Annotated in this window: 21 protein-coding genes and 1 pseudogene; 13 read left to right on the top strand and 9 right to left on the bottom strand. The window is 60.7% G+C overall.

The genetic code is table 11. The features are described 5' to 3' along the window. The first annotated feature begins 32 nt into the window (after positions 1 to 32). The 3 genes from RGR602_RS16780 (at position 33) to RGR602_RS16790 (ending at position 2,407) form a co-directional block, all read left to right on the top strand. Complete coding sequence (locus tag RGR602_RS16780; RefSeq protein ID WP_039846978.1) at positions 33 to 629, top strand: 5-formyltetrahydrofolate cyclo-ligase; 597 nt, start codon at positions 33 to 35, stop codon at positions 627 to 629. 3 nt (positions 630 to 632) lie between these two features. After that, positions 633 to 1,457: a TIGR00282 family metallophosphoesterase gene (locus RGR602_RS16785; protein WP_039846024.1), complete on the top strand. Its 825-nt coding sequence runs from the start codon at positions 633 to 635 to the stop codon at positions 1,455 to 1,457. 110 nt (positions 1,458 to 1,567) lie between these two features. Beyond that, positions 1,568 to 2,407, top strand: a complete 840-nt coding sequence (locus tag RGR602_RS16790; RefSeq protein ID WP_039846025.1) for an MBL fold metallo-hydrolase — start codon at positions 1,568 to 1,570, stop codon at positions 2,405 to 2,407. Positions 2,408 to 2,447: 40 nt separating this feature from the next. Here RGR602_RS16790 and RGR602_RS16795 read toward each other — a convergent pair whose 3' ends face one another. Beyond that, the gene (locus RGR602_RS16795) at positions 2,448 to 2,951 is read right to left on the bottom strand and encodes a pyridoxamine 5'-phosphate oxidase family protein (RefSeq protein ID WP_039846026.1); all 504 of its coding nucleotides are present in this window, start codon (positions 2,949 to 2,951) and stop codon (positions 2,448 to 2,450) included. A 175-nt stretch (positions 2,952 to 3,126) separates the two neighbouring features. Between RGR602_RS16795 and RGR602_RS16800 the strand changes: the two genes are divergently transcribed. Continuing rightward, entirely contained in the window at positions 3,127 to 3,873 is a 747-nt protein-coding gene (locus RGR602_RS16800) for a YebC/PmpR family DNA-binding transcriptional regulator (protein WP_039846027.1), read from the top strand. A 231-nt stretch (positions 3,874 to 4,104) separates the two neighbouring features. On the opposite strand, the gene RGR602_RS16805 is transcribed toward RGR602_RS16800, so the two are convergent. Both RGR602_RS16805 and RGR602_RS16810 read right to left on the bottom strand, forming a co-directional pair. Then, positions 4,105 to 5,106: an LLM class flavin-dependent oxidoreductase gene (locus tag RGR602_RS16805; protein WP_039846028.1), complete on the bottom strand. Its 1,002-nt coding sequence runs from the start codon at positions 5,104 to 5,106 to the stop codon at positions 4,105 to 4,107. 127 nt (positions 5,107 to 5,233) lie between these two features. Next, positions 5,234 to 7,552 (bottom strand): methyl-accepting chemotaxis protein, encoded by a 2,319-nt coding sequence (locus RGR602_RS16810; RefSeq protein WP_039846029.1) that lies wholly within the window; start codon positions 7,550 to 7,552, stop codon positions 5,234 to 5,236. Between the two features lie 234 nt (positions 7,553 to 7,786). Between RGR602_RS16810 and ruvC the strand changes: the two genes are divergently transcribed. The 8 genes and pseudogenes from ruvC (at position 7,787) to RGR602_RS16850 (ending at position 12,662) form a co-directional block, all read left to right on the top strand. Then, a complete protein-coding gene (gene ruvC / locus RGR602_RS16815; RefSeq protein WP_039846030.1) occupies positions 7,787 to 8,299 on the top strand; it encodes a crossover junction endodeoxyribonuclease RuvC in 513 nt (170 codons plus the stop codon). 57 nt (positions 8,300 to 8,356) lie between these two features. Continuing rightward, entirely contained in the window at positions 8,357 to 8,620 is a 264-nt protein-coding gene (locus tag RGR602_RS16820; RefSeq protein WP_039846031.1) for an AbrB/MazE/SpoVT family DNA-binding domain-containing protein, read from the top strand. Further along, positions 8,598 to 9,017 (top strand): type II toxin-antitoxin system VapC family toxin, encoded by a 420-nt coding sequence (locus RGR602_RS16825; protein ID WP_039846032.1) that lies wholly within the window; start codon positions 8,598 to 8,600, stop codon positions 9,015 to 9,017. Before RGR602_RS16820 ends, RGR602_RS16825 begins: the two co-directional genes overlap by 23 nt. Before the next feature lie 11 nt (positions 9,018 to 9,028). Beyond that, the gene (ruvA, locus tag RGR602_RS16830; RefSeq protein ID WP_039846033.1) at positions 9,029 to 9,643 is read left to right on the top strand and encodes a Holliday junction branch migration protein RuvA; all 615 of its coding nucleotides are present in this window, start codon (positions 9,029 to 9,031) and stop codon (positions 9,641 to 9,643) included. Positions 9,644 to 9,719: 76 nt separating this feature from the next. Continuing rightward, on the top strand, positions 9,720 to 10,760 hold the full coding sequence (ruvB, locus tag RGR602_RS16835) for a Holliday junction branch migration DNA helicase RuvB (protein ID WP_022715772.1): 1,041 nt from the start codon (positions 9,720 to 9,722) through the stop codon (positions 10,758 to 10,760). Next, entirely contained in the window at positions 10,761 to 11,663 is a 903-nt protein-coding gene (locus tag RGR602_RS16840; RefSeq protein ID WP_039846034.1) for a metallophosphoesterase, read from the top strand. Between the two features lie 24 nt (positions 11,664 to 11,687). Then, a pseudogene (locus RGR602_RS38450) lies at positions 11,688 to 12,044 on the top strand (NUDIX hydrolase); the annotation flags it as partial. Positions 12,045 to 12,098: 54 nt separating this feature from the next. Beyond that, positions 12,099 to 12,662, top strand: a complete 564-nt coding sequence (locus RGR602_RS16850) for a DinB family protein (RefSeq protein ID WP_039846035.1) — start codon at positions 12,099 to 12,101, stop codon at positions 12,660 to 12,662. Here RGR602_RS16850 and RGR602_RS16855 read toward each other — a convergent pair. The 5 genes from RGR602_RS16855 to RGR602_RS16875 form a co-directional block, all read right to left on the bottom strand. Further along, on the bottom strand, positions 12,659 to 14,038 hold the full coding sequence (locus RGR602_RS16855; protein WP_039846036.1) for a virulence factor family protein: 1,380 nt from the start codon (positions 14,036 to 14,038) through the stop codon (positions 12,659 to 12,661). The two genes, RGR602_RS16850 and RGR602_RS16855, sit on opposite strands and share 4 nt — an antisense overlap. Continuing rightward, positions 14,035 to 16,638, bottom strand: a complete 2,604-nt coding sequence (gene mprF / locus RGR602_RS16860; RefSeq protein ID WP_039846979.1) for a bifunctional lysylphosphatidylglycerol flippase/synthetase MprF — start codon at positions 16,636 to 16,638, stop codon at positions 14,035 to 14,037. Before mprF ends, RGR602_RS16855 begins: the two co-directional genes overlap by 4 nt. Before the next feature lie 251 nt (positions 16,639 to 16,889). Further along, a complete protein-coding gene (locus RGR602_RS16865; RefSeq protein ID WP_052451610.1) occupies positions 16,890 to 19,016 on the bottom strand; it encodes a mechanosensitive ion channel family protein in 2,127 nt (708 codons plus the stop codon). 143 nt (positions 19,017 to 19,159) lie between these two features. Then, positions 19,160 to 20,179 (bottom strand): phosphogluconate dehydrogenase (NAD(+)-dependent, decarboxylating), encoded by a 1,020-nt coding sequence (gene gnd / locus RGR602_RS16870; protein WP_039846038.1) that lies wholly within the window; start codon positions 20,177 to 20,179, stop codon positions 19,160 to 19,162. A 119-nt stretch (positions 20,180 to 20,298) separates the two neighbouring features. After that, entirely contained in the window at positions 20,299 to 20,793 is a 495-nt protein-coding gene (locus tag RGR602_RS16875; protein ID WP_039846039.1) for an SRPBCC domain-containing protein, read from the bottom strand. A 56-nt stretch (positions 20,794 to 20,849) separates the two neighbouring features. On the opposite strand from RGR602_RS16875, the gene RGR602_RS16880 reads away from it, so the two are divergent. After that, on the top strand, positions 20,850 to 21,173 hold the full coding sequence (locus RGR602_RS16880; RefSeq protein WP_039846040.1) for an ArsR/SmtB family transcription factor: 324 nt from the start codon (positions 20,850 to 20,852) through the stop codon (positions 21,171 to 21,173). A 48-nt stretch (positions 21,174 to 21,221) separates the two neighbouring features. Here RGR602_RS16880 and RGR602_RS16885 read toward each other — a convergent pair whose 3' ends face one another. Then, complete coding sequence (locus tag RGR602_RS16885; RefSeq protein ID WP_039846041.1) at positions 21,222 to 22,415, bottom strand: MFS transporter; 1,194 nt, start codon at positions 22,413 to 22,415, stop codon at positions 21,222 to 21,224. Between the last annotated feature and the right edge of the window lie 102 nt (positions 22,416 to 22,517).

Consider the following 22,517-nt stretch of genomic DNA (forward strand, 5'->3'; position numbering starts at 1 on the left):
CAATGGCCCGCCAGCCGTTTATGGTTCGCATTATGCAGCAGACGATATCCAAAGGACTGAAAGCCCAGATGCGCGCCGAACGGCTTGCGCTGCGCGACTCAATCCCGCCAGAGACGCGGATCGAAAAAAGCCTGGCCATGGCGGAGCACGCCGGCGAGGCTGTGGCTTTCGATCCCGGCACGATCATTTCGGGCTTCATGCCCATCCGCTCGGAGGCCGATATCCGGCCGTTAATGGCGCGCTTTGAGGAACGCGGCGCCCGCCTCTGCGTTCCCGCCATCCTCGACAGGCAGACGATCGTCTTCCGTGAACTCCTGCGCAGCGCGCCGCTTGTTGCAACGGGCTTCGGTACTGCCGGACCGGGACAGGAGGCCACCGTTCTCGATCCGGAAATCATGCTCGTGCCGCTGTCGGCCTTCGACGATCGCGGCCATCGCATCGGCTATGGCGCCGGCCACTACGACCGCGCGATCGGCCGTTTGCGGCAAAAAGGCATGCATCCGAAGCTGATCGGCATTGCATTCGACTGCCAGGAAGTGGCACATGTGCCCGACGAGCCGCATGACATAAGCCTGGATGCCATCCTGACAGAAAGCGGCCTTCGCTTTTTTGCTTCTTGGATCGGATAAGGAATGCGTCTGCTTTTTCTGGGTGACATGGTCGGCAAGACGGGGCGCACGGCTGTATGGGATCGACTGCCCGGCTTGATTTCAGACCTGAAACTCGACTTCGTGATCGTCAACGGCGAAAATGCTGCCGGCGGTTTCGGCATCACGGAGGACATCTTTCTCGAGACGATCAACGCCGGCGCCGACGTCGTCACAACCGGAAACCACGTCTGGGACCAGAAGGAAGCGGTCGCCTTCGCGGGCCGCCACGATCAGTTCCTGCGCCCGGCGAACTATCCGCAGGGAACGCCCGGCCGCGGCTCAGGCCTCTTTTATGCGCGAAGCGGAGCACGCGTGCTCGTGGCAAACATCATGGGCCGCGTCTTCATGCATCCCGAGCTCGACGATCCCTTCAAATCCGCCGAAGCGATCCTCGATGCCTGCCCGCTGAAGGAGCAAGCCGATGCGATCATCTTCGATTTCCATGCGGAGGCCACCAGCGAGAAGCAGTGCTTTGGCCATTTCGTCGATGGACGCGCCAGCTTCGTCGTCGGCACGCACACCCATGTGCCGACCGCCGACCACCAGATCCTCAACGGAGGCACGGCCTATATGTCGGACGCCGGCATGTGCGGCGACTACGACTCCTCGCTTGGCATGGACAAGGAAGAGCCGCTAAACCGCTTCATATCCAAGATGCCGAAGGGACGTATGGAAGCCGCCACTGGACCTGCCACGATCTGCGGTGTCGGCGTGGAGATTTCCGACTCCACGGGGCTTGCTGAAAAGATCGCACCGCTGCGGATTGGCCGGCGGCTTTCCGAAACCATCCCGGATTTCTGGCGCTGAGAACACCCGCCAGCAACACGCAATTGTGAGCGGCCCTGCCTGATTTCGGCTGGACCGATGCGTCCCCTTGTCGCATCCTCGCCGCACCGTGAAAGCGCCGGAGGGGTGGCATGAAGCCGCAATTGCTTATCCTCGCTATCGCATGCCTTGTGCCTCTTGCCCTGCCCCGTGCAGCCGGCGCACAAGATGAACGGAAGCCCGTTAGCCAATGCCAGGCGATCGCACAGGCAATCCCCAAGGCCAGATTCGCAAGCTTTTCCCGTGAGATGCCCATCGTGCGCGCGGTTTCGGAAGGCGAGGATGTCAAGCTGACCTTCCTAGGACATTCCACCTTCGAAATCGAAACGCCGGGCGGCATCGTCATCGCAACGGATTTCAACGGCTGGTACCGGCCGGTCGTGACACCCGACGTGGTGACGATGAACCGGGCGCACTCCACGCACTACACGCTGACCCCGGATCCGGCGATCAAGCACGTGCTGCACGGCTGGAGCGATGTGCCCGGAGAAAAGGCCGACATCGACCTGATGGTCGGCGACACCTATATCCGCAACGTCACGACGGATATCCGCGGCGGCTACGGCGCTGCGCAGCAGGATGGAAATTCGATCTTCATCTTCGAGAGCGCCGGTCTCTGCATCGGCCATCTCGGCCATCTGCACTATGAGCTGACCGATGCCCACTACACCGAGATCGGCCGCCTGGACATCGTCATGGTGCCGGTCGATGGCGGCCTGACCATGGGCGCCGACAGCATGAGCCGCATCATCAAGCGGCTGCGCTCGTCGCTGATACTGCCGATGCACCGCCGCGGTCCGCCGGTCCAGCGCTTCGTGTCGATGTTCGGCAAGGATTTCGATATCAGCTACGCGCCCGACGACACGATCACCGTTTCCATGCGCTCCCTCCCCAAGAAGCCGCTCATTTATGTGATGAAGGGTGCTCAATAGAGAAGACCCGAAAGCCTGAGACCTCCGAGTCCTGCCCATATCAGGCAAATTGCAGATGCCGCTTGATGCCCACTTCCGGCATCTTGTCATCGCTGAGATTGGCCTTCGCGATCTCCCAGCCGAACTTCAGCTTGCTGCCGGTCGATACCCAGATTTCGGCGTCGTCGACATGCATGACAAGCATCGTCAGGTTCGGATCTTTCTTGCCCTCCTCGTACCAGGCAGCAACCACCGAATTCCAATATTGCTCGATCCTCGAAGGGTCCGGCCGAACCTCGATCTTGCCTGCCAGGCACGCGTGGTAGTCGTGATCCTTGCCGACGACGCAGAAATGCGCCCGCGTTCCCGGTTTGACGGCGCGGACGATGTCGGCATCCGACTTGGTATAGAACCAGATGGTATTGGTCTTCGGATCGGCATGCGGAGCCATCGGCTGCATGTGCATGTCGGCACCATCGATGCCGAGCATACCTGCGGAAACATCGTTCACCTGATCCCAAAGCTGCCGTGCCGGATGATCGCGCGCTTCACTAAAGCTTGCCATGGCCTTCCCCTTCCGTTCAGGCTTTTCAAGCCTTCAAACGTCACGTCTGCCGCTTTGTTCCGTAGCTTTTCGCCTTCCTCGGGACACAGAGACAAGCTGCTTTCCCCTTGAATGCAGCCCGCTTCGCTCTTATAAGGCCGTCCATTCCGAACAATGAGACGTGAACAGGGGTGCCATGGCTGGCCATTCACAGTTTAAAAACATCATGCATCGCAAAGGCCGTCAGGATGCCGTGCGGTCGAAAATGTTCTCCAAGCTTGCGCGCGAAATCACCGTTGCTGCCAAGGCCGGCCTGCCCGACCCGACGATGAACGCGCGCCTGCGCCTGGCAATCCAGAACGCCAAGGCCCAGTCCATGCCGAGGGACAACATCGACCGCGCCATCAAGAAGGCCGCAGGCGCCGATAGCGAGAATTACGACGAAGTCCGCTACGAGGGTTACGGTCCGGGAGGCACGGCGATCATCGTCGAAGCGCTGACCGACAACCGCAACCGCACCGCATCCAACGTCCGCTCGATCTTCACGAAGGCCGGCGGCGCGCTCGGCGAAACCGGCTCGGTTTCCTTCTCCTTCGATCACGTCGGTGAGATCACCTACAAGCCATCCGCCGGCGATGCCGACACGGTCATGGAAGCCGCAATCGAAGCCGGCGCCGATGACGTCGAGACCGACGAGGAGGGCCACACCATCACCTGTGCCTTCGAATCCCTTGGCGAGGTCGCCAAGGCCCTGGAAGGCGCGCTTGGCGAAGCTGAAACCGTCAAGGCCGTCTGGCGCTCCCAGAACAACGTGCCGGTGGACGAGGAAAGGGCCCAGTCCCTGATGAAGCTTATCGATAGCCTGGAAGACGATGACGACGTGCAGAACGTCTATTCGAACTTCGAGGTTTCCGAGGAAGTGCTCGCCAAGCTTTCCGCCTGAGCATACGAACGAACAACAAACGAACCCGGCTGCGGAAACGCTACCGGGTCTTTTTGTTTTCAGGAGTGATTTTGAGCTCAGAGCGACGCAGACTACATGCAACCTGCCGCTACCTCGTGCGCTCCCTCACTCCTGTGCTTGTCAGCCCAGCGCGCCCAAGTCCTTGGTCGCGGAAGACTCATTCACTGCAATGAGGAAGGAAGCCGGGGAGCGCTTCGCAGCTCCAGGACCTTAAGCCGCAACACGCATGAAATTCCCCAGTTCCGCAAACAGCTCGACCGACTTCAGCCGCGCCTCGATGTCGTGGATCGGCATCGAGATGATGAGTTCGTCCGCCCCGGTCTCCTTCAGGAATTCGGTGAGCTTCGCCTCTGACGTCTTCGGCGAGCCGACGACCGCATAGCGAAGCGTGTGCTCGACGTTCAGTTTCTCCATCGGTGACCAGAAGCCCTCCATGTCCTCGACTGGCCGCGGGAACGGGCCACGGACGTTACGGCGCAGATTGACGAACTGCTGCTGGGCAGAGGTGAAATGATATTGCGCCTCCTCGTCGCTCGGCGCGACGGAACCCATGACGCCGGCCATGACGTAGGGCTGGTCGAGCGAGGCCGAGGGTTGGAACTTGCTGCGGTAGATATCGATCGCATCGAGCAGCAAATCGGGCGCGAAATGCGAGGCGAAGGCATAGGGCAGCCCGAGCATCGCCGCGAGCTGGGCGCTATAAAGACTGGAGCCGAGAAGCCAGATCGGCACATGCGAATTGTGGCCCGGAACGGCAAGGATCGCCTGGTTTTCGACGGGCGCGCCCAATAGCTGCTGCAGCTCGACGATATCGTTCGGGAAGCTGTGGGCGCCTGTCTCCAGATTGCGGCGGAGCGCCTGTGCCGTGCGCATATCCGTACCCGGCGCGCGGCCGAGCCCGAGGTCGACCCGGCCCGGGAAAAGCGCCGCCAATGTACCGAACTGCTCGGCGATCACCAGCGGCGAGTGATTTGGCAGCATGATTCCGCCCGAGCCGATGCGGATCCGTGTCGTTGCGGCACCGACATGGCCGATGACCACCGCAGTCGCAGCACTTGCAACCCCCGGCATGCCGTGATGTTCCGCCAGCCAGAAGCGCTTGTAGCCGCACTCTTCCGCCTTCTGCGCCATGCGCGCCGAGCCTTCGAAGGATTGCTGGATCGTCGTGCCTTCGGCAACGGGCGAAAGATCGAGAATGGAAAAGGGAACCATAGGAAAAACCTGCCGGTGATTGGAAGGACAGGTCTATGTAGGTTCTGGAACCGCTCATTCCAAATCCCGCGGACGAAGAAAAGGGCCGGTTTCCCGACCCCCGATCTCTTCGCTTCGTTTGCTCGGCTTATCGGCGTTGCCTCAGAACATGAACCTCGGCGCTGTGATGGTAATGGTCGTGAGGCAGCGTGAAATTGCCGAGCTGACGATCCATCTCCACAGCCTCGGCCGCAAGGCGGTGGATCGCGGCTGTCGTTTCCTCGACCATGGCGGCATTCTGCTGCGTCATCGAATCGAGCTCGGAAACGGACGTGTTGATCTGGCGTAGCGTATCCGCCTCTTCGCGGGTCGATTCCATGATCTCGTTGATTTGGCCGTTGATCGCTTCCACATGGCTGCCTATGCCGGTCAGAGCCACCCCTGCCCGCTCGACAAGCGCCACGCCGGTCTCGACTTCGTGGGTCGACTTCTGCAGCAGGCTCGCAATTTCCTTGGCTGCGCTGGATGAGCGCTGCGCCAACTCGCGCACTTCCATTGCCACAACCGCAAACCCCTTGCCGGATTCCCCGGCGCGGGCGGCTTCGACGCCGGCATTAAGCGCCAGCAGGTTGGTCTGGAAGGCGATGTCGTCGATGACGGAGATGATCGTATTGATCTGCCGCGAGGAGGACTGGATTGCTTCCATCGCTGCGATTGTCTCGCGCATGATCTGGCTGGAACCGGTGGTCTCCTTCGTCGCGTCGCGGGCAATGCGCTCGGCCTGTTCGGCGCGTTGGATCTGAACGCGAACGGACTGGGTGATCGCGTCGATCGCATTGGCCGTTTCGGTGATCGAAGCAGCCTGGCGCTCGGTACGTCCGGCAAGGTCGTCGGCTCCGGTCCGCATCTCTTCCGAGCCCGACCGTACAGCCATGGAGTTGCCGCCGATCGCCGTCATCGTTTCGCTGAGCGTGGCGAGCGCTTCGTTGAAGTTGACGCGCAGGCTTTCAAGTTCGTTGGGGAAGCGCGTTTCGATCTGATAGGCAAGATCGCCTTTCGCCAGATGGTCCAGACCCTCGTCCAGTGCCTGGACGACATCCTGCAAGGTTCTCGCTTCCGCTTCGCGCAGAGCAAGGTTTTCCTGGCGGTCGCGTTCGGCGCGAGCGCGTGTTTCGGCGTTTGCCGCTTCCAACTCGCGGCTTTCGATCAGTGATTGCCTGAAGCGGGCGAGCGCCTTGGCCATCGTGCCGATTTCGTCCTGGCGGGTCTGGCTGCCGATCTCGACATCCAGCTTGCCGTCGGCCACATCGCGGGTATTTCCAGCGAGGCGGGCAAGCGGCGAGAAGAGCAGCTTGGTGATGAGGCCGGTGGCGATCGCCATGACGACAAGCGCTGCAAGGCCGATCATCGTCAGCAGCGTCGCGATCTCGATCGAACCAGCATTGAGCTCGCTGACGAGCACGCTTTCGACGACGAGGAACCGTTCGGCCTGATAGGTGATAGAGCGGACGTAGGCCCGGGCGGTGCCGTCGGGGCGCGCAAAGTCGTCCACCGTCATGCCGTTGGTGCTTGCAAGCGCATCCTTCATGAAGGTGAACGGCGCTGTGTCGAGCGTCGCAAGCCGGGCTTCGGCATTGAGCCCCACGGCAGAACCATCACTGGAAATGATGGCCGCCTGAGCCGTGCTGCCGGATACGATCCCCTTTGCCAGGATGCTGGTGACAATATCGTCGCGAACCTTGAAGAGGATGATGCCCTTCGGCTGTCCGAGCTTGATGATCGGCACTGCATAGAAGATCGCCGACTTGCCGTTGGAGGCATCAACGCGCAGGCCCGAAAATGCGGTCGGCGCGGAATCGTCTGTCGCCTTGGCCGTGTTCTCGATCGCCTTTGCAAACGCAATACCCGCACCTGTCGCCTTCCATGCATCAGCCTTCAGGTTTTCGGCAAAATTGTCGTCCTTCCTGTAGGAATAGAGAACCGAGCCATCGAGATCGGCGATCAGCAGGTCGCTGAAAGCGGTGTTCTCCAGGTCGCGTGCAACTTCGCCCTGCGTCTTTTCGTGGCTGGAGTAGTAGAAGCCGCTCGGTCCTTCCGGTTTCATCAGCTTTTCACGCTGATCGGCCGGGTTCGGATTGTTGGTGATGAACACCTTCTTGAGTTCGCCGCGAGCGTCGCCCGACGATTTTTCGATCGTCTTCCAGCCGCTCTTCAGGCTTGTGATCGACATCTGCAGCGCCTCGATGCGCGCAATGGAACTCGCCTGGTTTTCGAGCTGTCCCAGTTGATCCTGCAGCATGTCGCCGCGAAAGATGAGAACGCTTTCCTTGGCCTTCAGCGCCTGCGCATCTGAAATGCGGCTGCTGGTGAAGTAGCCGAGAACACTGATCGTGCTCACGGCCAGTGCCGTGAGCAGGATAAATGTCGCGATAACCTTAAAGGACAGGGACTGAAATCTCTGAGCCATGACAACGAACCCTTCCGGAGCGGCTTGCCGGCAGCGCAAACCTGCCACCTTGACCGAAAACAGAACACGGGGAGCCTTAACCTTTTGCAAAAAGGCAGCTCCTCTCACATTTGAATGGTAGCTTTGAGGTATTGGATTTAATTCGTGGTAAACGGCGCCTTATAAAGGGACGTAATGTTTTTGTTTTGTTCACATATCGATGGCAGTTATTTTGCAACCGCAATAAGGTGAGCCATGCAAAATACGATTCGCATCATCGGCATCGACCCGGGCCTTCGCCGCACCGGCTGGGGAATTATCGACACACTCGGCAATTCGCTGCGCTTCGTCGCCTCCGGTACGGTGACCTCGGACGGCGAGATGGACCTCGCCTCCCGCCTTTGCCAGCTGCATGATGGGCTTGCCGAAATCGTGCATGGCTACAAGCCGGATGAGGCAGCGGTCGAGCAGACCTTCGTCAACAAGGATGCGGTTGCGACGCTGAAGCTCGGTCAGGCTCGCGGCATCGCGATGCTCGTGCCGGCACGCGCCGGGCTCCAGGTATCGGAGTATGCACCCAACGCCGTCAAGAAAGCCGTCATCGGCGTTGGCCACGGCGAGAAGCAGCAAATTCACTTGATGCTGAAAATCCTGATGCCGAAAGTCGAATTCAAGGGCAACGACGCCGCTGACGCGCTGGCCATCGCCATCTGCCACGCCCACAACCGCGGCAGCAGCCGGATGCGCCAGGCAGCACTGGCCAGCTGACACGCGTTCTTGACTTGTTCTCTTTTTGCAGTTAGGTAATACGAACGAGGTATTACCATGCGTGTCACCGAAAAGGGCCAAGTGACGATCCCGAAGGGGATTCGCGACCGACTAGGGATCGGTCCCGGATCGGAAGTGGATTTCATCGCCTCCGGAGCGGGCGCCGTACTCGTCAAGATCGAGAAGAGCGGATCTGATCCGATTCGCAATTTCGATGATTGGGCGCGCCGCGTCCAAGGAACGGTTGATCTCGGCGGAATGACAACGGATGAGTATATCGAATGGTTGAGGGGCCCGCGTGACGATCTCGACCCTCGTTGACACTAATATCTTTATCGACATCCTGGGGCCTGATACCGCCGAACGGCAATGGTCGCTGAAGTCCCTGAAGCAATGCGTTATTGACGGTGATCTGGTAACGAACGTCGTTATCTGGTCGGAACTCGCCGCCTCGCCTCTGTCAGAGGAGCAGTTGACGTCTGCTTTGTCCTGGCTCGATGTCAAGCGTGAAGCCGTACCTTTCGAGGCGGCCTTTCGGGCCGGCAAAGCACACCGCCTATATCGGCGAGCCGGCGGTCAGCGCGAAAGGATACTTCCCGATTTTTTGGTCGGGGCTCATGCCGATTGGCGCCGGCATCGGCTGCTGACGCGTGACGCTGTCCGCTACCGTTCCTATTTCCCATCGCTCGATCTCATCACCCCTCAAACCCATCCCTGACGGACCTCTTCATGATCGGCAAGCTCAAAGGCACCATCGACGAAATCGGCGAAGACCATGTGCTCGTCGACGTGCACGGCGTTTGCTACGCCGCCTATTGCTCCGGCCGTACGCTATCGAGACTCGGCTCGCCGGGAGAAGCGTGCGTGCTCTTCATCGAGACCTATGTGCGCGAAGACCAGCTGAAGCTCTTCGGCTTCATGACCGCGCTTGAGCGCGAGTGGTTCAACCTGCTGCAAAGCGTACAGGGTGTCGGCGCCAAGGTCGCGCTCGCCATTCTCTCCATCCTGACGCCAGGCGAACTGGCCAATGCGATCGCGCTGCAGGACAAAACGGCCGTTTCCCGCGCACAGGGGGTCGGCCCGAAGGTTGCCGTTCGCATCGTCACCGAATTGAAGAACAAAGCGCCCGCATTTGCCGGCGAGGCGATCAATATCGGCCTCAAGCAGGAACTCGGTGAAGGTGTAGCTTCGGCCCCGGTCTCCGATGCCGTCTCGGCGCTGACGAATCTCGGCTATTCACGTGATCAGGCCGCCAACGCCGTCGCTGCGGCCATGAAGACGGCAGGCGAAGGTGCTGACAGTGCCAAGCTGATCAGGTTGGGTCTGAAGGAGCTCGCGCGTTAAATCCGCCGCGATTTGATGCAAAAGCGGACTGCGTCATGTATGGGTTGAATCCCTGTCAAACTGGAAGATTGCCAAGATGAGTGAACCCGCGCGCCTGATATCGCCGGAAAAGCGGGGCGAAGACCTGGATGTGACGCTACGCCCTCAGTCACTGGACGAATTCACCGGCCAGGCGGAGGCGCGTGCGAACCTGAAGGTCTTCATCGAGGCCGCCAAGAACCGCGGCGAGGCGCTGGACCATGTCCTCTTCGTGGGGCCGCCAGGCCTTGGCAAGACGACGCTCGCGCAGATCATGGCCAAGGAGCTCGGCGTCAACTTCCGCTCCACCTCGGGTCCGGTGATCGCCAAGGCTGGCGACCTTGCCGCGCTGCTGACGAATCTCGAAGAGCGCGACGTCCTCTTCATCGATGAAATCCACCGCCTCAATCCGGCCGTCGAGGAAATCCTCTATCCGGCGATGGAAGACTTCCAGCTGGACCTCATTATCGGCGAAGGCCCGGCCGCCCGATCGGTGAAGATCGATCTTTCGAAATTCACCCTCGTCGCCGCGACCACGCGTCTAGGCCTCTTGACCACGCCGCTCCGCGACCGCTTCGGCATTCCGGTGCGGCTGAGTTTCTATACGGTGGAAGAACTGGAACTGATCGTGCGCCGCGGCGCCCGTCTCATGAACCTGCCGATCGTCGACGACGGCGCGCGCGAAATTGCACGGCGCGCGCGCGGCACGCCGCGCATCGCCGGCCGCCTGCTTCGCCGCGTGCGCGATTTCGCCGAAGTCGCCAAGGCCGAGGCCGTTACCCGCGAGATAGCCGACGAAGCGCTCACCCGGCTGCTTGTCGACAGTGTCGGCCTCGACCAGCTCGACAAGCGCTATCTCAACATGATCGCCGTCAATTTCGGCGGCGGCCCCGTCGGCATCGAGACGATCGCTGCCGGCCTTTCCGAACCGCGCGACGCGATCGAGGACATTATCGAGCCCTACATGATCCAGCAGGGCTTCATCCAGCGCACGCCGCGTGGCCGCGTGCTGACGGCAACCGCGTGGAAGCATCTCGGACTGCAGCCACCGAAGGACCTGGAAGCCGCGCAGTTCCGGCTGTTTCAGGAAGACGATTGAGTGATCACGCGGCGCGGATTTCTGAAGATTCTCGGCGGCAGTGTCGCGGGCGTCGTGGCGCTCGGTGGTTATGCCTTCGCCTATGAGCCTCTCGCGCGGCTGAACATCACCCGTTATGCACTAACGCCGCCAGGGTGGACGCCGGGCTTGAAACTCAGGGTCGTCGCGCTTGCCGATTTGCATGCCTGTGAACCGTGGATGTCCGCCAGCCGTATTGCCGCGATCTGCGCCATGGCGAACGAACTCAGCGGAGACGTGACGGTCATGCTCGGCGATTATGCCTCCGGCATGAACATGGTGACCCGTTACATGCATTCGAGCGAGTGGTCGGAGGCACTCGCCACCTTGCGCGCTCCGCTCGGCGTTCACGCGATCTTGGGCAATCACGACTGGTGGGAAGACAAGGTCGCTCAGGAGAACGACGGCACGCAACCGTTCGGACATCGCGCCTTGTCCGATGTCGGAATTCCGGTTTACAGCAACCGTGCCGTCCGGCTCGAAAAAGATGGCTATGGCTTTTGGCTGGCGGGCTTGGAAGACCAATTGGCGCTTTTGCCCGGCAAGAGCTGGGGCCGCACGCACATGCTCGGCCTGGACGATCTGGACGGCACGCTGGCTCAGGTTTCCGACGATGCGCCGATCATCCTGCTTGCCCATGAGCCTGATCTCTTTCCACGGGTGCCGCAGCGAGTATCGCTGACGCTTTCGGGCCATACACACGGCGGGCAGATCCGTCTTTTTGGCCGCTCGCCGGTTGTTCCGTCCCGTTTCGGCAATCGTTACGCTTATGGTCACGTCGTCGAGGAGGGACGAAACATTATTATCTCCGGCGGCCTTGGCTGTTCGATTGCGCCAATCCGCTTCGGCGTCCCGCCGGAGATTGTCGTGATCGATCTTGGATAGACAAGGGAGTGTCCGAGCAAACCCTCGTTCGAGACGCTGAAGCGCGACGTGATCGAGGAACTCGGCGTCGGGTGAAAATTCAGCGGCTTCTCTGGAGGTCGAGAACTTCTTTGACTGCGATAAACGCGCCTGGCATGAGCTCGGTGACGTGATGGATATCCCGCCCGAGTTTCCGTTCAAGTCCGGCGAGATCACCCGCCGGATCGAGGATGGCGGCAATTATCTCGAGTTCAAATGGGCGCCTGCGACACCCCTGTCCGCGGCTGAATATTCTCCCTATTTCTTCGCTGGAGAAATCGAGACGTTGCCAGCCTCGCCGCGCCATCTTGCTGGCGCGATGGGAATCCAGCGGGCAACGATCGGGCCGACCGCAAACATTGACGCCACTGGATCGGCGCCTTAGCTACGCCTCATTCGCAATGAGGAGGATGCGCCATGCGGAGTCTCGATCCGTGCCGGGTTTTCCGCAAGCTTTCCTATAACAACGCGCTTGCGAACCATCGCCTATTGGCTGCCTGCGCGTCCCTGCGTCCGGGGGAGTTCGAGGCGAAGCGCGTGAGCTTCTTTCCATCGATCAAGTCGACGCTCAACCACATCATCACCGTGGACTGGTTCTATGTCGACGCGCTCGAGGGCGGCACGCTTGGTCCGAAAGCCTGGGAGGTCGAAGAGCCCTTCGATACGGTCGCCTCGCTTGCTGTCGAGCAGCGCAAGGTCGATCAGCGCCTCGTGGCGTTTTGCGAAGCCCTGAGCCCGGAAGGTCTTGCAGCGGTGATCGATCTTCAGCGCGAAGGCCGCCTCCAGAAAGAGCGGGCGGACGACGTGCTGAACCACCTCTTCCAGCATCAGACGCATCATCGCGGCCAGGTGCATGCGATGCTCGCTGGAACCTGCGTAGAGCCGCCGCAGCTCGACGAGTTTATCGTCGATGACGACGCGAAGTTCCGCAGTGTTGAGGTCGCCGCCCTCGGCTGGAGCGAAGAGACGCTGATGCGTTAATCGGCAAGCTGCGCCTTCAGCCGGTCGACGATCGTCTTCGTCAGCAGATCGTAGTTCTCGTCGAAATGGTGATCGCCCGGCAACTCGACGACGTCGGCGGCGCTATTCTTCAACGCAGGGCAGGCAACCTCGTCGTCGTCGTCCTTGCCGTAGATGCATTGCACAAGCTTGGGGTCGATGACTTTCAGATCATCGACCGGATCGCCGGCAGCACCCTGCGTCTTCTGGCCGAGCCAGCCCATGACGGAAATCACATAGTCCACCTCGTGGGAGAGCGAGAGCAGCGACACCTGGGCGATCGCCGCTTTGTCCGCGGCTTTGAGCCTGTTGTAGGTGGCGGGCACGATATCGGCACCGAAAGAGTAACCGATCAGAAGAACGTGCTTCACCTTCCATTGCTTGCGATAGAATTCGATAATCTTCGCCAGGTCGTCGGCCGTCTCCTGGGGCTGGCGCTCTGACCAGAAATAGTGAAGTGAGTCGACACCGATGACGGGAATGCCCTCTTTCTGCAGCGCCGCACCGACTTCCTTGTCGATATCGCGCCAGCCGCCGTCGCCGGAATAGATGATGGCCATGGTGTTCATGGACGGCTTTGCCTCGAGCACGGCAAGCGGCAATCCGAGCGGATTGTCCGCGCCTCCAGAAGCGGCGATCAGGTCGTCCAGTGTGTCAGAAAGCGCCGTTTCGGCATCATCCCCGACATCGCGGATCTCAATTTCCGGATGATCCTTCTTCAGCGCCTCGGCATGCGCACGCCCGTCTTTCGTTGCAGCGGAGGAGAAGGCAGCAGTGATGGGGTTCGGAAGGCTGCCTTCGGCGAGGCCGTAGATCATCCGGTCACCCACCGGCTTTTTGGATGCCGGCGTGCAGAGCTGTTGGGTCAGCGGAATGCCGGCAACCGGATCCACGACCAGCGTTTGGCCGATCGTCGCATCGGGCGTCTGCGCAGCAATCGCCAGCGCCAATGCGCCGCCCTCGCTGATACCGGCGATGATCGGCAGATGATAGGCGCTGTTGCCGGCAGCCCGCTGCACCTGCTGGCTGAGCGACTCGATGTCGGAAACCAGATAGATGCAGCCATCATTCTCGCGGACGTCATATTTGCGCAGGGCGTCCATATAGGTCGGGAAGTCGACACCGATTACGACGGCTCCCTCCTGCACGAGACTGTCGGCCTCCGCCTTTTCCTTGTCGCCCCAGCCAGTGCCATCCGAAATCAGCATCACCGCGCCTTTGACATCGCCGTCCGGCAAAAAGATGTGCGGCGAAGGAATAAGTCCGGTTTCAAAGCGTTGCGTGGTTTCCTCGGCAGCGACGGCCGGGGCCGTCAGCGCGAAAGCGCACACGGCAGAGAGGAGATATCTTCTGATCATTTCCTGACGACTCCCTTCAATCCGCCGCCGATGAGAAGTGTAGCGTCCATCAACGCGATCATCGGATTGCCCCCTCCTGGAACCGCAAGATAGCGCGGCTGCCAGTGCGGATGAAACTTTGATTTGAATGCCCGAAGGCCTTTGAAATTGTAAAAGCGCTCGCCGTGTTCGAAGACGGTGCTGCCGATCCGGTCCCAGACAGGTGCCGTCTCGCGGTTGGACATGCCGGAAAGCGGCGCCATGCCAAGGTTGAAGTGCGTATAGCCTTCGCCTCGCAGATATTCCATGATCCGCACGAAGAGGAAGTCCATCGATCCCTTCGGCGCCTCCGGCGAAAAGCGCATGAGGTCAATCGTACCTTCCGACTTCGTTTCGGTGACGAGGATATTGGCAAACGCAACGATCCTCCCGTCCTTCTTCAAAACGCCGACAGGCTGGACGCTGACGTAATCCGCCTCGAAGGCGCCGAGCGAGAAGCCTTTCTCCTTGGCGTTGTGATGTTCGAGCCAGGCGTTGGAAACCGCAGAGAGCTCATCGATGACACCCGCGACCTCCTCGGGGGGGATGACTTCGAATTCCAGCCCGTCGCGCTGCGCGCGCGCCGCCGTCTGCCGCAGGTTTGCCCATTTGCCGCCCTTCATTTCGAAATCCGTCAGATCGGCAACGGCCAGTTCGCCGAGCTTGAACGCACGCAGGCCCGCATCGGCGCAGTGGGACAGAAGTGCTGGAGAAATCTGATAGAACACTGCCCGGCAACCGGCAGCGCGCGCCGCCTCGACGAAGCGCCACACGAGTTCCGGCCTCGCTTGCTTTGCCCCGATGGGATCAAAGAGTGCGATCCAGGAGCGCCCCTGCCGGCCATACATGATGAAGGCATCGCCCTCCTCGGAAAACATGATGCTCTTGTCGCCCATGCGCACGAGATTGGCATCGGCATCATTCTGCGTCCTGACGATCTCGACCGCGCGCCGGAGCGCATCCTCCGTCGCAGGCTCCGGCTTGAAAGCGGCGGGGCGCAGCAGGCTGAAGATCGCGATGGCCGACGAAATGATCGTGAGGCCGAGAACGGCACGCAGCCCGCGCGGCGCCTCGCCGGCGAATTCGAACTGCCACCAGAGCTCATTGCTGTATTCCACATCGCGGTAGACGAAGAGCAGGATGACGACCGCGCCCACGCAGATCACTGCAATCGCCGTCATCCATGATGCCGTCAGCGTCTGGTTAAGCAATGAGGCGTGACGGGTGAAGAGCCGGCGGCTGACAAACAGGCTGGAGATAAGGAAGGCAAGGAACACCGCTTCGACAAGCGCGACGGCCTTGAGCAACGAAAGCGCTAGCGCAGCAACAGCGGCGATAACCGCCACCAGCCAGGCACCGTCGAGCCGCTGGCCAAGACCGCGCGCGGCAACGAGTAGCGCGAGACCCATCAGACTGGAAAGAAAATGTGCTCCTTCAACGATCGGCAGCGGCAGATAGCTGGCGAGGAATTCCAGGTTCTGGTCGGGCGTTGGCGTGACGCTCGAAAAGATCAGCATGACGCCGAGCAGCAGCGCCAGCGCCGAAAGCAGCTGCGGCGTCAGTCGTGCGCCGATGCGCCGGATGCTGGAAGCCGCCGGATGATCGACAAAGCGCCGAAATTCGGTTGCCGACACCGCGAGCACGGCGATCAGAAGCGGCAGCACATGATAGATCAGACGGTAAAGGACCAGCGAGCCGAGAACCGCGTCGATATTCACCGCGCTGCCGAGCGAAGCGATGATGACCGTCTCGAAAACACCGAGACCCGCCGGAACATGGCTCAACACCCCGAGCCCGACAGCGATCGCATAGACGGCAAGGAACACCGGCCAAGCGATCGCCGTTTGCGGCAGCAGAACATAAAGAACCGTGGCTGAAGCCGCGATGTCGAAGGCGGTCACCAGGAACTGGCGCGACCATGTGCGCGAATCCGGCAAGCGGATTGCGATCGGGCCGATGTGCATCGCCCGACCGTCGCGTCCAAGTACGACAAGCGCGCCAAGAGCCGCGATGATCACGCCCGCGACCAGCCGGAGCAGCAATGCGCTCGTTCCCACCAGAGGTGCGATTTCATCGGCGATGATCATCAGCGCGATCGATGCGACCCCTGCCAGGCCAAGCCCGAAGGACAGCGTGACGAACGCAATGACGCGGCCGATATCTTCCGGCGTCAGGCCGAGACGCGAATAGGCGCGATAGCGGATCGCCCCGCCGCTCAACGCGCCGAAGCCCGCCGTGTTGCCGACCGCATAAGCGCTGAAAGCCGTCAGGGCTACATGCGGAAATGGCAGCCTCTTGCCGATGTAATCGATGGCATTGAGATCGTAAACGATGAGCGCCAGGAAGCTCAATCCGGTAAAGAGAAGCGCAAGCAGGATGGCGCTGGGGCGCGTATTGGAGAGCGCTGCGACGACATCCTCGTAGCGCACCTCATCCGTAAGCTGGACGACGGCATATCCGACGATGCAGAAAACAAGAAGCGTGGCGAGCGCCACCAGATGGGGCCGATAGCGCCGCAGGAACCCGCGCGCACCCCGGCTGTCTGCGACTTCGATCTCTTCCAAGCTGCCGTCACTCGCCATCTCTACCTGCCGCTTTGCCGTCTGGCGGATCATCCCGGTAGACGAAGCATACGCGGCATTCAAGCTCTGCGAGCTTCTACCGGACGATACCCCACCGCCGTCATTTGCGTCTCACTCGGCTTGAATTGGGGCAGAATTAGCGCCGTCAAACGCAATGAAACATTGCATTTTCGTAAGGTTTGACAATCGAAGAACAAGATCAGCCAAGACCTGCGTTCGTGCGGCACTGTCCGACACAAGCCTCGGAATTTTCAGCTCGCGACCTCGCTCGCCGTATCCGGCTTTTGTGTCACAAGGCGCGCCGCCGCCGCACGCGCCTCGGCCTCGCGCCCGTCGCCGGCGACCTGTACGGTCGGCACCGCGAATTCAATGCCGTTCTCCTTGAAGGCATTGCGGATCATCGCCAGTGCGTTGCGGCGGATGACGAATTGCTCGCCCGGCTTGGTCATCATCGACAGCCGGAGCTCAATAGCGAATTCGCCGAATTGCTCAACGCCCTTCATCTTCAGCGTCTCGATGATATGCGGCCCGAATTCGGGATTCTCGAGCAATTGCTGTCCGATCTGCTTGATTACCTTCTTCGCTTTCACGAGGTCAGTATCGTAGGTCACGTTGAGACTGATCTTGTCGATCGTCCAGTCGCGATTGAGGTTCTTGACCGCGCCGAGTTCGCCGAAGGGCACGGTCGTCAGTGGTCCGCGGTGATGGCGCAGTTTCACCGAGCGCAGGCTGAAGGCCTCGACCACGCCCTTGTGGCTGCCGCTCTCGATATACTCGCCGACGCGAAAGGCATCGTCCCACAGATAGAACATCCCACTGATGACATCCTTGACGATCGCTTGCGCTCCAAAACCCACCGCAACACCGACGACGCCGGCTCCGGCGATCAAGGGCGCGATCTGTATGCTGAGACCGGCGAGCACCATCAAGACGGCGATAACGGCGATAACGACAGCAAGGATGTTACGAAAAATCGGCAGCAGCGTCTGCAACCGCGCGCGCCTCGCCTTTTCCTCATCCGTGGCGCCATCGGCAAGCGGGGAATCGGCAAGCTTGCTGTTGATAAAAGCCTTCACGAGATGCCAGAGCAGATCGGCTGCAAGCAGAATGACGACACCGCCGATGACGCCGCGAGCGATGCGATCCACCATCGTCTCCCCGGCGGCCATCGTATCGGCTCCGACGCCAATCATGCGGCCCAACCAGACAGCTGCCAACGCGATGATGACCGCCCTGACGCCGCGGTCAAGCAACACTGCTGCCATGCTGCGCTTTGCAAGGAAACCCGCTTCAGCCTGATGCAGCGCACGGACAGAAATCGTGGCGATGGCGAGGACTTTCGGCAATATCAGCGCGTAGATGCAGAGCCAAAGCAACCAGGCGAAGCCGGTGACCCACAGCACCCAAAGCAACACGAAATAAAGCGTCAACGCCCAGGATGTCGTAGGACTTCGGCGTGCACCATCTGCCGGTCGCGACCAAACAGCCTCGGTGGCAATCAGAAACAATCCGATACCAAGAACATAGGCAACGAAATAGCGCGATGCACTGGAAAAGCCGAGCGGCGCCAAAACCTGGATGACGGCCCATCCGAAGGCGAAATAGATGACGAAAACTGCCGAGCGCCGGAACCAGAAAAGCGCTTCGGCGCGAGAGACCTCGCGTTCGCCATCGGCCCTTGGAAGCGTCACCAAAGCAACCAGCAGCCGTCCAAGCGAAATAACAAAGCGTGCGGCCACCAGCGCAATCGTCACGGCGATCGCCATCGACTGACTGATCGGGGGCCAGTTCAACAAAAGAAGCGCTATGAGAGTTGCGATCATGAAGACGATAGCAGGGACGAGGCGATAGAACAGATTGACCCCTGCCTGATAAAGCCCCGCCGGTTCCTCGGCATCCACGCGCCGAATGCGCGGGCGCGACGCAAACGCACGGAAAAGCAATTCAGCCAGAGGACCTGCAAGAAAAAGAGCCAGCGCCTGAACCAGAATCCGGCCGACGCCTACGGGCTCCACCTCCCGGTCGACAATATCGGATGCGCTTGAGACCTCGTCCGGCAGGGCCATTGGGGCTTGCGACACCATCTCGACATGACGGCGTACGTGCCCGAGTAAATCCGAAAGCACGGACATCTGCTCTTCAGGCGCGGTGGCGGCTGGAGCAGATGGGGCTTCATTCGTCTTCGCCGACATCCATTTCTGGACTTCGGGGGCCCGCATCAGTTCCATTATCTGGCGCACTTTGTCCGGCGGCGGCCCGCCCGCATCCGCGGCAGGTGCTGGTGTTTGCCCACGCGTCGCGCCGGAAAGGGCCGTCAAAATCACCAAAGAGAGAAGAAGCGCCCAAAGACCGCGCCCCATGAACCTTGAACCCGACATGATGCCGCCCCTCCGGTGTGATTCCGCATCAACCATATCGCGTGCACGGCCATAGGCAATGGCCCGTGAAAAGCCCGCAACCGGCGAACTTTATGGGGTCAGTCCACCGAGGATGCAGGCTTGTAACGCTTGGGGCTTGGACCTTAGGCTTTCGGCTTTTCCACATGGCCGCCGAAGCCGGCGCGCATGGCGGAAAGCACCTTATTGGCGAATTCGTCATTATCGCGCGAGGAAAAACGGCCATAGAGCGCAGCGCTCAGCACCGGCGTCGGCACGCTTTCGTCGATAGCTGCCATGATCGTCCAGCGGCCTTCGCCGGAGTCCGAAACGCGGCCAGCAAATTTCGTCAGCGCCGGATCGTCATGCAGCGCGTCCGAGGTCAAATCAAGCAGCCACGAGGTGATGACGCTGCCGCGCCGCCATACTTCGGCGACATCCTGCAGGTTGAAATCGTAGCGGTAGTGTTCCGGGTGGGAGAGAGGCGCGGTTTCGGCGTCCGATTCTTGCGCCGCCGCACCGATATTCGCCCGCTTAAGGATGTTCAGCCCCTCTGCATAAGCGGCCATCAGGCCGTATTCGATGCCGTTGTGAACCATCTTGACGAAATGGCCCGCGCCGTGAGCACCGCAATGCAAATAGCCCTGCTCCGCCGTGCTGTTCGGGTCAGGCTCGCGGTTTGCCGACGGCGGCGTCGTGCCGGCGCCAGGGGCAAGCGAGGCGAAGATCGGCGAAAGGCTCTGCACGATGCCCTTTTCGCCGCCGATCATCAGGCAATAGCCGCGCTCTAGACCGAAGACGCCGCCGCTGGTACCCACATCCACATAGTGGATGCCCTTGGTGATCAGCTCGGCGCCGCGGCGGATATCGTCGTGATAATAGGAATTGCCGCCATCGATGATGATATCGTCGTCGTGCAGCAGCGGCACGAGCTGGGCGATCACCTTGTCGGTGATGGCCGCCGGCAGCATCAGCCAGACCGCGCGCGGACGGGAAAGCTTCGAGACGAACTCCTCGAGAGAGGCGCTGCCGACTGCGCCTTTTGCGACGAGATCGGCGACGCTCTCCGGCTTCGTGTCATAGACGACGCATTCATGGCCGTCGCGCATCAAGCGCTGGACCATATAATTGCCCATACGGCCCAAACCCACCATGCCAAGCTGCATCTGAAATCTCCTGGAACGTAATCAATACAATAATTCCGGAAACTAGCACCCACAGTGCAGCAGGCAAGCGAAGTCTCTATCACATTAAGGCGAAGGCGCTCCCGTGATGGCTTGTATTGTCATTTGAGCGCCTCGTAGTCTGGAGCCTCCGCAGGCTCGCCGCGCATCTCGCTGAGGAACATGCCCTCCCGAAGATTGATGCCATGTTCGACGAAGGCCTTCATGCAGCAGAGCATGTTGGCCCAGCCCTCGCAGTTGAGATAGGTGCCGCGCCGGCCGGCCTCGTTTTCCTGCCAGCCATTCTCTGAGATCGTCACCATCGTTCCGCCGTCCTCCAGCGGATCGAATTTCATCTCGACCGTCGTTTTGTAGCGAACCTTGTTCTCGTCCGTGCCACCATCCCAGCGCAGCAAGATCAGGCGCTCTGGAACGAGATCGACCACTTCGACCGGCGAATCCTTCCACCAGGTTACCGTCGTACCCTTGACGAGCGGTGCGCTCGCCCCGCCGATGGTCGTGAAATAACTCGAGAGCTTCTTCGGATTGACCACCGCATCGAAAACTTCTGCGACCGGACGTCCGATCCGTCCGCCGACACGAATACTGAGGGACATTGCACTTCCTCCTCTTTTCGATTGTGATAAGCGCCATTATGTTATAAAAATATAACATGTCAAGCGAATCGGTCGACGACCCTGTTTTCAAGGCACTGGCCCACTTTCGGCGCCGTGAAATTCTCGACATTCTGAAAGACGGTCCGCGCACCACCGGCATGCTCTGCGAAACCTTCGCAGACATGGATCGCTGCACAGTCATGCAGCATCTGAAGGTTCTCGAAGAAGCCGACCTCGTTGTCCCGAAGAAGGAGGGCCGCGAGCGCTGGAACCACCTCAACAGCCTGCCGATCAAGCATATCTACGACCGCTGGATCAGTACTTATGCGGGGCATGCGCTATCGATACTCGACAGGCTGAAGAGCGACCTGGAGGGATAAATTCAGAACAAAACGGGCGCCGAAGCGCCCGTTTTGTTAAGGACCAGTTCAAGCCGCCTTGCGCAAAGGCGCAGCAAGCGGTGCAGAGCGGCGGTCGAGCGCGCCGCTCGTGAGGGTGAGGACAAGAGCCGCAGCAACGAGGATCGCGCCGACCCAAGGCGTGGCGGCGAGCCCGAGCGAGGATTCTACGACCAACCCGCCGATCCAGGCGCCCGCCGCGATCCCGAGGTTGAAGGCAGCAATGTTGAGCGCCGAAGCAACATCGACGGCGGCCGGACGGACCTGCCTTGCCAGTTGCACGACATAGAGCTGCAGGCCCGGCACGTTTGCAAAGGAGAGAAAACCGAGCGCAGCCAGCGTCGGGATCGCAAGCCATGGCGAAACAGCCGTGAAGCTGAAGAGAGCAAGCACGATCGCCTGGGCGATGAAGAGCCCGGTCAGCGCCCTCACCGGATCACGATTGGCAATCCGTCCGCCGATAATGTTGCCGATGGCGATCGCGATGCCGTAAAGCACGAGGATCAGGCTGACGGCAGAGGCTGAAAAGCCGGTGATCTCCTCCAGGATCGACGCAAGAAAGGTGAAGGCGACGAACGTGCCGCCATAACCGAGCGCGGTGGTGGCAAAGACGATCAGCAACCGGCCGCTGCCAAGCACGCGAACCTGATCCTTGATGCTCGCGGGCGGCGCCTTCGCGAGGTTGGAAGGAAGCAGGAGCGCAATCCCGGCAAAGGCCACGACGCCGAGCCCCGCGACGGCGGCAAAGGTCGCCCGCCAGCCGAATGTCTGCCCGATGAAAGTGCCAAGCGGCACGCCGGTCACGATCGCGACAGTCAGTCCCATGAACATCATGGCAATGGCCGAGGCGCGGCGGTTCTCCGGCACGAGATCGGCGGCGATCGTCGAACCGACGGAGAAAAATACGCCATGCGCGAAAGCCGAGAGCACGCGCGCAACCAAGAGCGGTGTGTAACCGGGGCTGGACGCCGCCATGGCATTGCCGACGATGAAGAGCGTCATGAGCCCGAGCAGCAGCGGTTTGCGGGCGATCCGGCCGGTCAGCGCCGTCAGGATCGGCGCGCCGAAAGTCACGCCAAGCGCATAGACGCTGACAATGAGACCTGCGAGCGGCAAGGTGATGTGGAGATCATTGGCAACAGTCGGCAGCAGGCCGACGATGACGAATTCCGTGGTACCGATCGCATAGGCGGCGATCGTCAAGGCAAAAAGAGCAAGTGGCATAAGAATGACCCGTGATATGTGCCCAAAGTTCGGGCGCAGGTTAGTGTTCGGGTCCCAATATGGACGCGCGGCACCGCGTCGATAATCCGATGGAGCGGCCCA

Source organism: Rhizobium gallicum bv. gallicum R602sp (genome assembly GCF_000816845.1).
Taxonomy (GTDB): domain Bacteria; phylum Pseudomonadota; class Alphaproteobacteria; order Rhizobiales; family Rhizobiaceae; genus Rhizobium; species Rhizobium gallicum.

What these genes read in the sequence shown, in the direction of transcription:
- RGR602_RS16780 (WP_039846978.1), top strand. Translation starts at nt 33, where the DNA reads ATGCAGCAGACGATATCCAAAGGACTGAAAGCCCAGATGCGCGCCGAA.
- RGR602_RS16785 (WP_039846024.1), top strand. Translation starts at nt 633, where the DNA reads ATGCGTCTGCTTTTTCTGGGTGACATGGTCGGCAAGACGGGGCGCACG.
- RGR602_RS16790 (WP_039846025.1), top strand. Translation starts at nt 1,568, where the DNA reads ATGAAGCCGCAATTGCTTATCCTCGCTATCGCATGCCTTGTGCCTCTT.
- RGR602_RS16795 (WP_039846026.1), bottom strand. Translation starts at nt 2,951, where the DNA reads ATGGCAAGCTTTAGTGAAGCGCGCGATCATCCGGCACGGCAGCTTTGG.
- RGR602_RS16800 (WP_039846027.1), top strand. Translation starts at nt 3,127, where the DNA reads ATGGCTGGCCATTCACAGTTTAAAAACATCATGCATCGCAAAGGCCGT.
- RGR602_RS16805 (WP_039846028.1), bottom strand. Translation starts at nt 5,106, where the DNA reads ATGGTTCCCTTTTCCATTCTCGATCTTTCGCCCGTTGCCGAAGGCACG.
- RGR602_RS16810 (WP_039846029.1), bottom strand. Translation starts at nt 7,552, where the DNA reads ATGGCTCAGAGATTTCAGTCCCTGTCCTTTAAGGTTATCGCGACATTT.
- ruvC (WP_039846030.1), top strand. Translation starts at nt 7,787, where the DNA reads ATGCAAAATACGATTCGCATCATCGGCATCGACCCGGGCCTTCGCCGC.
- RGR602_RS16820 (WP_039846031.1), top strand. Translation starts at nt 8,357, where the DNA reads ATGCGTGTCACCGAAAAGGGCCAAGTGACGATCCCGAAGGGGATTCGC.
- ruvA (WP_039846033.1), top strand. Translation starts at nt 9,029, where the DNA reads ATGATCGGCAAGCTCAAAGGCACCATCGACGAAATCGGCGAAGACCAT.
- ruvB (WP_022715772.1), top strand. Translation starts at nt 9,720, where the DNA reads ATGAGTGAACCCGCGCGCCTGATATCGCCGGAAAAGCGGGGCGAAGAC.
- RGR602_RS16850 (WP_039846035.1), top strand. Translation starts at nt 12,099, where the DNA reads ATGCGGAGTCTCGATCCGTGCCGGGTTTTCCGCAAGCTTTCCTATAAC.
- RGR602_RS16855 (WP_039846036.1), bottom strand. Translation starts at nt 14,038, where the DNA reads ATGATCAGAAGATATCTCCTCTCTGCCGTGTGCGCTTTCGCGCTGACG.
- mprF (WP_039846979.1), bottom strand. Translation starts at nt 16,638, where the DNA reads ATGGCGAGTGACGGCAGCTTGGAAGAGATCGAAGTCGCAGACAGCCGG.
- RGR602_RS16865 (WP_052451610.1), bottom strand. Translation starts at nt 19,016, where the DNA reads ATGTCGGGTTCAAGGTTCATGGGGCGCGGTCTTTGGGCGCTTCTTCTC.
- gnd (WP_039846038.1), bottom strand. Translation starts at nt 20,179, where the DNA reads ATGCAGCTTGGCATGGTGGGTTTGGGCCGTATGGGCAATTATATGGTC.
- RGR602_RS16875 (WP_039846039.1), bottom strand. Translation starts at nt 20,793, where the DNA reads ATGTCCCTCAGTATTCGTGTCGGCGGACGGATCGGACGTCCGGTCGCA.
- RGR602_RS16880 (WP_039846040.1), top strand. Translation starts at nt 20,850, where the DNA reads ATGTCAAGCGAATCGGTCGACGACCCTGTTTTCAAGGCACTGGCCCAC.
- RGR602_RS16885 (WP_039846041.1), bottom strand. Translation starts at nt 22,415, where the DNA reads ATGCCACTTGCTCTTTTTGCCTTGACGATCGCCGCCTATGCGATCGGT.